The following is a 10,416-nucleotide window of genomic DNA, read 5'->3' as shown; positions in this document are numbered from 1 at the left end:
ACTCTTAAATATAACAAAGGAAAGAAAAATTGTAATAAGGGTAAAATCTCAATGAAAAATGTAAGCCCATCACAACGGCAACTAAGAGTAGGAGAACAAGTTCGTCACGCGATAGCATATGTATTACAGCGAGGCATTTTGCTTGATAATGCCTTAAAAGATGTTGTGGTTTCTGTTTCTGAAGTGCGGATGTCACCGGATTTAAAAATTGCCACCTGCTTTATTTCAGTCCTTAGCACCATTAAGAATAATTCTAATGAAGCAATCATTAAAGTTTTTAATAAACATAGCCGTTTTATTCGTAAAGAAATCAGTCATCAGTTGCGGCAAATGAAATATATGCCTGAATTACGTTTTTACCTTGATAGTAGTTTTGATAATTTTTCAAAAATTGATGCTCTGCTCCGCTTGCCTGAAGTTGCACGTGATCTTCATAAAAATGATAAAGCTGAGGATTCTCAAATATGACACGGCAACGCAAAAAAAAAGGCCGTCCTATTTCTGGTTGGATAATTCTTGATAAACCTAAAGGAATGAAATCGACCGAAGCCGTATCAAAAATAAAATGGCTTTTTAATGCGCAAAAAGCAGGACATGCCGGCACTCTTGACCCACTTGCTTCCGGTGCACTTCCTATTGCATTAGGCGAGGCTACAAAAACCGTTCCCTATGTCATGGAAGGCACGAAAACTTACCATTTTTGTATTGCTTGGGGAGAAGAAAGATCCACAGATGATTTAGAAGGTGAAGTAACAAAAACATCTTCTAAACGTCCAACAAAAGAAGATATTCTTGCTCTTTTACCTCAATATACGGGTATTATTGCACAAAAGCCTCCACAATTTTCAGCAATCAAAATCGACGGGAACCGCGCTTATGATCTGGCACGTGAAGGAGAAATTGTTGAAATTCCACCTCGTCAAGTAAAAATTGAAACTTTCAAATTGATTAAAACGACTGCTCAAGGACATTCAATCTTTGAAGTCACATGTGGAAAAGGAACTTATATACGTTCCTTAGCGCGCGATATGGGACGTGATCTCGGATGTTATGGACATATTGCGGACTTACGCCGTATCGAAGTCGCACCTTTTCATGAAAATGATCTTATTACATGGGATGAATTAGAAAAAATAATATCTCACAAAAACAAGACAAATGAAGAGTGTCAACTCCCTAAACGTGATTTTGAAGCACTTGATGCACTGTTAATTGAAACAAGCAGTGCATTAAACTGTCTTTCTCATTATGCTCTCAATCAAATTCAAGCACAGCAAGTAAAAATCGGAAAAACAGTTCTTCTCCAAGATCTAAATGTTCCCATTGATGAACATGAAGTTTATGTAACGTACAAGAGTCAACTTCTTGCTATAGGAGCCATTGACAACAAACAATTCAAACCGAAACGTATTTTTACAATCGCATGATTTTCTACCTATAGTCATTTCTTTCAAAAAAGAATTATCCTGTATTTTATACTCAACATAAGAGAGATGCTCTTATTTCATCTCACCAATTTATTTTAATTAAAGTATTTGAGTAACAGAAGACTTCACATGCATATCACCAACCTGTGGTATGGTTTGGCGCTCAATCATGCGATGCACCCTTATACCATCTGGTGCGCGATTTAGTCGATTAAGATGTTTATTGACCTCTGCATCTGCTTTTGTCCTCCGATGATTATGACGCAAATAATCCACCCATGTTGGCATATGATAAGCCTCTGTCCAATATTCAGGTCTTTCAAGATCACGTAAAAGAACCCATTGACGCGCACCATCTCGTCGACGAATATGGCGACGACGTGTCATAACTTTAAGAAATTCTTCAAGATCACTTTCATGGATTTGATAATCAATCATAATCATAATCGGACCACTTCGTGCTTGTAAATCGAGTAAAAGCTCTGGTTCTCTAAATTGATCAAGTGGATCAAGGTCGATTTGTGGAATTTCTTGTATCTTAAATTTTATTCCTGCAAGAGCTCCAAAGAGTAAAAATACAGCACAAATACTCAAAGAAACTGTTAGAGAATAGCTATCAGCAACCGCGCCCCAAATTGCGCTTCCAATCACCATGCCCCCATAAGATGCTGTCTGATAAAGTGCTAATGTCCGTGCAACAACCCAACGTGGCGTAGAAAGTTGTACCGATGTATTAAATAACGATAAAGCTAAAACCCAACACATACCAGCCGGTAACAATACAAGATGACTAATAATCAATGAACGACTTATCGCCAAAAAAAAGCAAGAAAAAGCGAATCCAACAAATGAACTAGCAATAATTGTTTCTGAACTAAAATATCGTCTTATAGTTGAGTTAATAATACCAGCCGTAATGGCTCCCACACCAAAACAACCAAGTAAAGTTCCATAGAGAAGAGCACTTCCTTTAAGAGTCTCATGTGTGACAATTGGCAACAAAGCAAAAATAGATATAGCACCAATACCGAAAAGAAATGCCCTTGTCATAATGCTCAACAAATTTGGAGACATCGCAACATAACGCAAGCCGTCAGTGACGGCTCCCAAAAGTCTCTCTCTCGGCAATGTATTCGTTTTATAATTTGGTTTCCATAAAAATAACACGGTAATTAAAGGAATATAAGTTATAGCATTGAATATAAAAGCCACAGCTCCACCTAAAGTCGCAACAATAATCCCTCCGACAGCAGGGCCCACACTGCGCATCAAATTAAAACCAACACTATTCATGCTAACAGCAGTAGGAATATCTTCTCTTCTGACAATATCTCCCATGGTTGCTTGCCAAGCAGGATTATGAAAAGCACCTCCACACCCGATTAAAAACGTCATACATAATAAAAACCAAGGTGTTATGAAATCCATATAAGCTAAAATCGCTAAATGAATTGATACAACCATAACCATAATTTGTGCAAAAAGCATAATTTTACGCCGATTAAAGTTGTCAGCTAATGCCCCTGCCATCAAAGAAAAAAGAACAAGTGGTAATGTTGTTGCACTTTGAATAAACCCGACCATAACATGCGAAGAAGTAATCGATGTCATTAACCAACCTGCACCAACAACTTGTATAAAACCTCCTAAATTCGATGCAAGAGTAGCTACCCACAAATTTCTAAATGTTGAATTACGAAAAAGTTCTAATGTTGGAATTTCCTGCATCTTCTATCTCCAAATCAGCTGCCTTTTTTCTTCAAAAATCAAATACACTGCGTGCCAACTGTAATATATTGCTCCAATAAAATGGATAATTCTTTAAAATTTTGCATATAAAACCTTAAAATAAATATTTATAAAACAGCTATTTTTTTTAAAAGAATTTCAATTTCAAGATATTTTCTGGGACTAGTATTTTACTTCTTTTTCCTATATAAATGCAAAAGTAAGTGAGAGTCCTTGCTCTTATTGTTACCTCATAGACCCTTGCTGGACGGCATCTTGGCTTCGGGTTGTTTTTTTGTTTACTTTTGAAAGGATAATACGATGTCGATTACAGCTGACCGTAAACAAGCCCTGATTACAGAATACGCAACAAAAGCTGGTGATACAGGGTCACCAGAAGTACAAGTTGCTGTTCTTTCTGAGCGCATTGCTAATTTAACTCACCATTTTAAATCACATAAAAAGGATAATCATTCACGTCGAGGTCTTTTAAAGATGGTTTCTCAGCGTCGTCGTCTTCTTGATTATCTTAAAGATATTGATCAAAACCGCTATCAAACACTTATTCAAAAGTTAGGTTTGCGTCGCTAAAATTTCTAGGTGAGGATTATTCTGTAAAACTCACCTTTTTTATTTAACTAGCTATTTTGAATTCAAAAGCTTAAAAACTGTCATGGAGCGAGATTGCCAGCTGCTTTGCGTCTAAATTGCAATTCATTGTCTCTTTGCAAAAGACAAAAGCACCTCGTTATCTTGCCCACAGTTTTAAAACATAACACACAAAACCAGAATGTAAATACTGGTCATTAAGGATAAAAAATGTTTAAAACTCATAAGGTAGAAATTGAATGGGCCGGTCGGCCACTTACCCTTGAAACAGGAAGAATTGCACGCCAAGCTGATGGAGCAGTCATTGCTAGTTATGGTGAAACGGTTGTTTTAGCAACGGTTGTCTCAGCTAAAACACCAAAACCAGATCAAGATTTTTTTCCATTGACCGTCAATTACCAAGAAAAAACCTATGCCGTTGGTAAAATCCCCGGTGGGTATTTTAAACGAGAAGGTCGCCCCAGTGAAAGCGAAACTCTTATTTCACGTTTAATTGATCGTCCGATCCGCCCTCTTTTTGTCGACGGTTATAAAAATGATACACAAGTCATCGTTTCTGTCATGCAGTACGATTTAGAAAATAATCCCGATATTCTTGCTATAATTGCATCCTCTGCGGCGTTAACTTTATCAGGAATTCCATTTTTAGGTCCTATTGCCGGTGCTCGTGTTGGCTATTGTAATGGACAATATGTTCTCAATCCTAATATTGATGAAATGGTTGAGTCTAAACTTGATCTTGTTGTTGCCGGAACAGATAGTGCTGTCTTGATGGTTGAATCAGAAGCTCATGAACTTCCTGAAGATGTTATGTTGAATGCCGTCATGTTTGGTCAAAAAGGCTTTCAGCCTGTTATTGATGCCATCATAAAACTTGCCGAAGTTGCTGCAAAAGAACCACGTGATTTTGTGCCAGAAGATTTGTCAGATCTAGAAAATAATATGCTTGAAATGATTGAGAAAGATCTAAGAGAAGCTTATACAATTACTGACAAACAAGAACGTTATGCTGCAATTGATGCAATCAAAGAAAACGTTATTCATAAATTCATACCAGAAAAAGAAGAAAATTGTGAATTTACTGAAGAGCAAATTGCAACTGTTTTTAAGCGTTTGCAAGCAAAAATCGTTCGTTGGAATATTCTTAACAATGAAACGCGTATTGACGGGCGCGATCTTTCAACTGTACGCCCTATTCAATCAGAAGTTGGTGTTTTACCTCGTACACACGGATCAGCATTATTTACACGAGGAGAAACGCAAGCTCTGGTTGTCGCAACGCTAGGAACCGGTGAAGATGAGCAATATGTTGACTCATTAACAGGTACATACAAAGAAACATTTCTACTCCATTACAACTTTCCACCTTTTTCAGTCGGTGAAACAGGACGTCTCGGTTCTCCTGGTCGTCGTGAAATCGGGCATGGGAAACTCGCATGGCGTGCCATTCATCCAATGTTACCCACCAAAGAATCTTTTCCTTACACCATTCGTTCTGTATCAGAAATCACTGAATCAAATGGATCTTCTTCCATGGCAACAGTGTGTGGCACTTCGCTTGCATTGATGGATGCCGGTGTTCCTTTAACACGCCCTGTTGCTGGTATTGCAATGGGTCTGATTAAAGAAGGTGAACGTTTTGCTGTCTTATCTGATATCTTAGGGGATGAAGATCACCTTGGTGATATGGATTTTAAAGTAGCCGGTACAGTAAACGGTATTACTGCCTTGCAAATGGATATCAAAATTGATGGTATCACCGAAGACATTATGAAAATAGCACTTGAGCAAGCGAAAAATGGACGGATGCATATCCTCGATGAAATGGCAAAAGCTTTAACCAGTGCCCGCAATGAGCTTAGTGAATTTTCACCTCGTATCGAGGTAATGAATATTCCTGTAGAGAAAATACGTGATGTCATCGGTTCTGGTGGTAAAGTAATCCGAGAAATTGTTGAACAAACCGGAGCAAAAATTAATATTGAAGATGATGGAACAATTAAAATTGCTTCTTCTGATATGAAAACTATCGAAGCAGCAAAACGTTGGATTCATTCTATTGTTGATGAGCCTGAAATTGGTGCTATTTATCAAGGAACTGTTGTAAAAACGGCAGAGTTCGGTGCATTTGTGAACTTTTTTGGCTCACGCGATGGACTTGTTCACATCTCTCAACTTGCATCAGAACGCGTAGCAAAAACAACCAATGTCGTCAAAGAAGGTGATAAAGTTTGGGTCAAATTAATGGGCTTTGATGAACGTGGTAAAATACGGTTATCAATGAAAGTTGTTGATCAACAAACTGGAAAAGAAATTGTTCATCAAGAGTCTATGACAGTTGAAAAAGAAGAGGACATTGAAGAAAAAAAGAAGCCCGAAAAGAAGCGGAGTCGTAAGAAAAAAGAAGATTGATCTTTTTCTCTTTGTCATGGAATAAAATGCCATACAGATATATCAGTATGGCATTGTTCTTTGAAAGAATAAAATGTGTCACTATTTTTGCCTTTTAAAAACTATAATCTCTCTCATCCTGATCCCGATCAGCGTTGGTTAAGCTTTGGTTTAACTGAAACTCCTGATAAACAATGGTTGAAAAACCTCGAAATTATAGCGCCTTGGCGACCGGATTTTTTAAAATTTACAAAGGCTAAATTTTGCTGTCATCCTCAAGTCAAACAAGCATCCATTTATGACGGAGCATTTTTGCAACTGAGTAAATATCGTGCTCTCAATCAAAACTATTTTCTTAATTTATTAGAACTGGTTAAGCCCAACGGATGGATTGTGATCAGCGGAACTAAAACGGTTGGGGCTCTCTCAATGATGAAATGGGTCAAAACTATTGTTCCCATCAGCAATAAATTATCTAAAAATCACGGTCTTGTTTTCTGGCTTCAAGTACCGCCACACATAGAGAAAAAAAATATTTCACATTTTCTCTCCCCCTCACTTAATTTTGATGATAATTTTCAAACGACTTCGGGTATGTTTTCTCATGGCCGTATTGATTCAGGCTCTGCTATGCTTGTACCTCATATGACCAAAATAATTTCTGGAAAAACTGCTGATTTTGGCGCAGGCTGGGGATTTCTTTCTTATGCAGCACTTAAAACATGTGAAAATTTAACAGCACTTGATCTCTATGAAGCTGATTATAATTCTTTAGAAGCTGCCAAAAAGCATATCCAAGAAATAAAAGGTTCTCTTCCCATCAATTTTTATTGGCACGATCTTATTCAAGAGCCTATCAAAAATCTCTATGATACAATTATCTCAAACCCACCATTTCATATACAACGCACTTCAGATATTTCATTAGGAAAAAATTTCATTACGAATGCTGCAAAATACCTCAAAAAAGGTGGCTGCCTCCTTCTTGTTGCTAACCGCCACCTCCCTTATGAAACTTTATTAAAAAGCCTCTTCCGTAAAGTTTATATTCATGAAGAAGCCCATAACTTCAAAGTTATTGAAGCGCGTTTATAAAGAATAAAACACCTAAAGAATAAAACGTGAGAGATCGACATCAGCAGCAAGATCACCTATAGATTGCTTTACATAAGCAGCATCCACCTTAAAGGACGTACCCGCTTTATCAGGCGCTGTAAAAGAAATCTCATCCAAAACACGTTCCATCACTGTTTGCAAACGACGTGCTCCAATATTTTCAATCCTAGCGTTTAAATCAACAGCAATATCTGCTAAAGCATCAATCGCATCATCAGTAATTTCTAAATGAACTTCTTCTGTTGCCATTAAAGCAATATATTGCTTAATCAAACTCGCTTCAGGCTCAGTCAAAATACGCCGTAAATCTTCTCTCGTTAAGGCATTTAATTCCACACGAATGGGTAAACGCCCTTGCAATTCTGGCAACAAATCAGAAGGTTTAGAGACATGAAATGCACCAGATGCGATAAAAAGAATGTGATCGGTTTTTATTTGTCCATATTTGGTTGCAACTGTTGTTCCTTCAACTAAAGGCAAAAGATCTCGTTGAACACCTTCACGAGAAACAGCAGCACCAGCGCTTCCATCTCGTGTTGCAATTTTATCAATTTCATCAATGAAAACAATTCCATCATTTTCAGCAACACGCAATGCTTCTTGAATAATTTGATCTTGATCAAGAAGTTTCTCAGATTCATCATCAATTAATGGCTGAAAAGCATCTTTTACCGTTGTTTTACGTATCTTTGTGCGATTCCCCATTTTTCCAAAAATATCTGACAAATTCATGATACCCATTTGTGCACCAGGCATCCCAGGAATATCAAAAGTTGAAGCACTGCTACTACTATTATCAGCAACTTCAATTTCAATCTCTTTGTTATCCAATTCCCCTTCCCGCAATTTTTTACGGAAACTATCGCGTGTCGCAGGACTGGCTGTTTTTCCAACAAGAGCATCGAGAACTCGCTCTTCTGCATTGACATGAGCTTTTGCTTTTACTTCATCTCGCTTTTTCTCACGAACAAGAGAAATTGATATTTCAACAAGATCACGAATAATTTGCTCAACATCACGCCCGACATAACCTACTTCAGTAAATTTAGTAGCTTCTACTTTAACAAAAGGCGCTCCCGCTAGTTTAGCCAAGCGACGCGCTATGCCTGTTTTACCAACACCGGTAGGCCCTATCATTAAAATATTTTTAGGCATAACTTCTTCACGCATAGATTCTTCAAGCTGTTGCCGACGCCATCGATTACGCAAAGCAATAGCAACAGAACGTTTAGCATCATTTTGACCGATAATAAAACGATCGAGTTCAGAAACAGTTTCGCGAGGAGAAAATACAACACACATTCAAATAGCTTTCTATAAAGACGATAATTCAGAATCCAATGTTTCAATTATGAAATTATCATTGGTATAAACACAAATTTTAGCGGCAATACTCATAGCCTTACGCGCAATAGCTTCTGCATCCAAATCCATATCGATGAGTGCCCGCGCGGCTGAAAGAGCAAAATTACCTCCAGAACCGATAGCCATAACTCCATCTTCTGGTTCTAGTACATCTCCTAGACCTGTTAAAGCTAAAGTTACTTTTTTATCAGCTACAAGCATCATAGCTTCAAGACGGCGTAAATAGCGATCCGTTCGCCAATCTTTTGCAAGCTCTACACATGCACGCATCAGTTGATCAGGGTATTGCTCCAGTTTTGTTTCTAATCTTTCTAACAATGTAAAAGCATCTGCTGTAGCACCTGCAAACCCAGCAATAACTGTTCCACCTTTTCCAAGACGACGCACTTTACGTGCATTTCCTTTCATAACCGTTTGTCCCAGTGAAACTTGACCATCACCAGCCATAACCACTTTATCGCCTTTTCGTACAGTCACAATAGTCGTACCGTACATAATATCAGGCTTGTGTTCTGTCATAAGAAACTCCTTAATATTTTTTCCCTTCATCAAATGTCAATAAATTCAATCATCAATCTCTCTATTTAAGAACATATATTGCAAAACACAACGATTAAGCACAACTCAATTTGTCTGTGAATGAAAGAAAATGATATTATTGTTATTCATTTAAATTGTTGTTACATGTTTTTTTTAAGAGCCTGTATCTTTAAAGGAAAAATCATGAAAAAAATAGCTGTAGGAACATTAGGTGGGACAATTGCAATGGTCTCTGATAACAATGGTCTCAGGCAGCCAACTTTAACTTCAAATATACTCATCCAAAATGTTCCTGGTTTAAAAGAGATTGCGGATATTCATGCTCATACACTCAGACAATTGCCAAGTGGGTCTTTATCTTTCAAAATTCTTTTTGAAATCATAGAATGGGCAACACAACAAATCAATACTGGGGCAGATGGTGTTGTTATAACACAAGGTACAGATACATTAGAAGAAACAGCTTTTTTCCTTTCTCTCTACTGGAATAAGACGGAGCCACTTGTTGTAACGGGTGCTATGCGTGTTCCACACGAAGCAGGTGCTGACGGACCTGCTAATCTTTTAGCTGCAACTCGCGTCGCGGCTAGTCAGCAAAGCAAAAATAGAGGTGTCTTGGTTGTCATGAATGATACAATTCATTCACCCTATTGGGTACAAAAAAGCAATACCGTTAATATTGAAACCTTTCAATCGGGCTTTACAGGAGCCCTAGGAACCATTTTAGAAGGACAATTGATTTATTTCAATGATCGAAATTTCTTCCCTACAACTTTTGCACTTCCTAAAAATGATCATCATCAAGTCGCGCTTTTACATTCTACTTTATCTTCTGACACACACTTAATGAAATTCTGTCTTGAAAGTGGGTATTATGCCGGTCTTGTTATTGCTAGTTTTGGGGCAGGACACTGCAGTTTTGAAGAAGCCGATATTATAAAACAATACGCAAAAAAAATACCCATCATTATTGCTAGTCGCGCTTACACTGGCCCAACCGTTCGAGCCACTTACGGTTATAAAGGTTCAGAAATAGACATGATTGCTTCAGGCGCTCTCATGTCTGGTTATCTCTCAGCTGTAAAAGCTCGTTTACTTCTCTGGACGCTTTTAGCGCAAAATTTATCACACGAACAAATTAGCACATGTTGGAATGATTGGACTATCAGCTAAGCAAATGTTATTGAATATATTAGTTGCAAAATGCAGTCTCCTTAACAACTCAATAATCTACTTTAAT

The 10,416-nt window shown here is 37.7% G+C and carries 9 protein-coding genes; 6 read left to right on the top strand and 3 right to left on the bottom strand.

Annotated features, from left to right (window positions below):
- Window positions 1-51 precede the first annotated feature (51 nt).
- Together rbfA and truB are read left to right on the top strand one after the other, a co-directional pair.
- Window positions 52-468: a 30S ribosome-binding factor RbfA gene (gene rbfA / locus NPY00_RS01080; protein ID WP_269020181.1), complete on the top strand. Its 417-nt coding sequence runs from the start codon at window positions 52-54 to the stop codon at window positions 466-468.
- Window positions 465-1,427 (top strand): tRNA pseudouridine(55) synthase TruB, encoded by a 963-nt coding sequence (gene truB, locus NPY00_RS01075; protein ID WP_269020180.1) that lies wholly within the window; start codon window positions 465-467, stop codon window positions 1,425-1,427. The genes rbfA and truB overlap by 4 nt, the downstream gene beginning before the upstream one ends.
- 99 nt (window positions 1,428-1,526) lie before the next feature.
- Here truB and NPY00_RS01070 read toward each other — a convergent pair whose 3' ends face one another.
- A complete protein-coding gene (locus NPY00_RS01070; protein ID WP_269020179.1) occupies window positions 1,527-3,155 on the bottom strand; it encodes an MFS transporter in 1,629 nt (542 codons plus the stop codon).
- Window positions 3,156-3,476: 321 nt separating this feature from the next.
- On the opposite strand from NPY00_RS01070, the gene rpsO reads away from it, so the two are divergent.
- From rpsO to NPY00_RS01055, 3 genes are all read left to right on the top strand, one after another.
- Window positions 3,477-3,746, top strand: coding sequence for a 30S ribosomal protein S15 (gene rpsO / locus NPY00_RS01065; protein WP_269020178.1), 270 nt, complete (start codon window positions 3,477-3,479; stop codon window positions 3,744-3,746).
- 228 nt (window positions 3,747-3,974) lie between these two features.
- Window positions 3,975-6,176, top strand: a complete 2,202-nt coding sequence (gene pnp, locus NPY00_RS01060) for a polyribonucleotide nucleotidyltransferase (protein ID WP_269020177.1) — start codon at window positions 3,975-3,977, stop codon at window positions 6,174-6,176.
- 75 nt (window positions 6,177-6,251) lie between these two features.
- The gene (locus NPY00_RS01055) at window positions 6,252-7,250 is read left to right on the top strand and encodes a class I SAM-dependent methyltransferase (protein WP_269020176.1); all 999 of its coding nucleotides are present in this window, start codon (window positions 6,252-6,254) and stop codon (window positions 7,248-7,250) included.
- 12 nt (window positions 7,251-7,262) lie between these two features.
- Here NPY00_RS01055 and hslU read toward each other — a convergent pair whose 3' ends face one another.
- Both hslU and hslV read right to left on the bottom strand, forming a co-directional pair.
- Complete coding sequence (gene hslU, locus NPY00_RS01050) at window positions 7,263-8,573, bottom strand: ATP-dependent protease ATPase subunit HslU (RefSeq protein ID WP_269020175.1); 1,311 nt, start codon at window positions 8,571-8,573, stop codon at window positions 7,263-7,265.
- Between the two features lie 12 nt (window positions 8,574-8,585).
- On the bottom strand, window positions 8,586-9,155 hold the full coding sequence (gene hslV / locus NPY00_RS01045; protein ID WP_329957989.1) for an ATP-dependent protease subunit HslV: 570 nt from the start codon (window positions 9,153-9,155) through the stop codon (window positions 8,586-8,588).
- A 204-nt stretch (window positions 9,156-9,359) separates the two neighbouring features.
- Here hslV and NPY00_RS01040 point away from each other — a divergent pair, with 204 nt between their 5' ends.
- Window positions 9,360-10,349, top strand: a complete 990-nt coding sequence (locus NPY00_RS01040; RefSeq protein WP_269020174.1) for an asparaginase — start codon at window positions 9,360-9,362, stop codon at window positions 10,347-10,349.
- Window positions 10,350-10,416 lie beyond the last annotated feature (67 nt).

It is taken from the genome of Bartonella sp. F02 (assembly GCF_026929975.1).
In the GTDB taxonomy this organism is placed as follows: domain Bacteria; phylum Pseudomonadota; class Alphaproteobacteria; order Rhizobiales; family Rhizobiaceae; genus Bartonella.
Note: the sequence above shows the minus strand (reverse complement) of the source record. Positions and strands in the feature narration are given on the sequence as shown.

Bases quoted from the DNA above. Each gene is read 5' to 3' on its own strand.
- rbfA (WP_269020181.1), top strand. From the start codon at position 52: ATGAAAAATGTAAGCCCATCACAACGGCAACTAAGAGTAGGAGAACAA.
- truB (WP_269020180.1), top strand. From the start codon at position 465: ATGACACGGCAACGCAAAAAAAAAGGCCGTCCTATTTCTGGTTGGATA.
- NPY00_RS01070 (WP_269020179.1), bottom strand. From the start codon at position 3,155: ATGCAGGAAATTCCAACATTAGAACTTTTTCGTAATTCAACATTTAGA.
- rpsO (WP_269020178.1), top strand. From the start codon at position 3,477: ATGTCGATTACAGCTGACCGTAAACAAGCCCTGATTACAGAATACGCA.
- pnp (WP_269020177.1), top strand. From the start codon at position 3,975: ATGTTTAAAACTCATAAGGTAGAAATTGAATGGGCCGGTCGGCCACTT.
- hslU (WP_269020175.1), bottom strand. From the start codon at position 8,573: ATGTGTGTTGTATTTTCTCCTCGCGAAACTGTTTCTGAACTCGATCGT.
- hslV (WP_329957989.1), bottom strand. From the start codon at position 9,155: ATGACAGAACACAAGCCTGATATTATGTACGGTACGACTATTGTGACT.
- NPY00_RS01040 (WP_269020174.1), top strand. From the start codon at position 9,360: ATGAAAAAAATAGCTGTAGGAACATTAGGTGGGACAATTGCAATGGTC.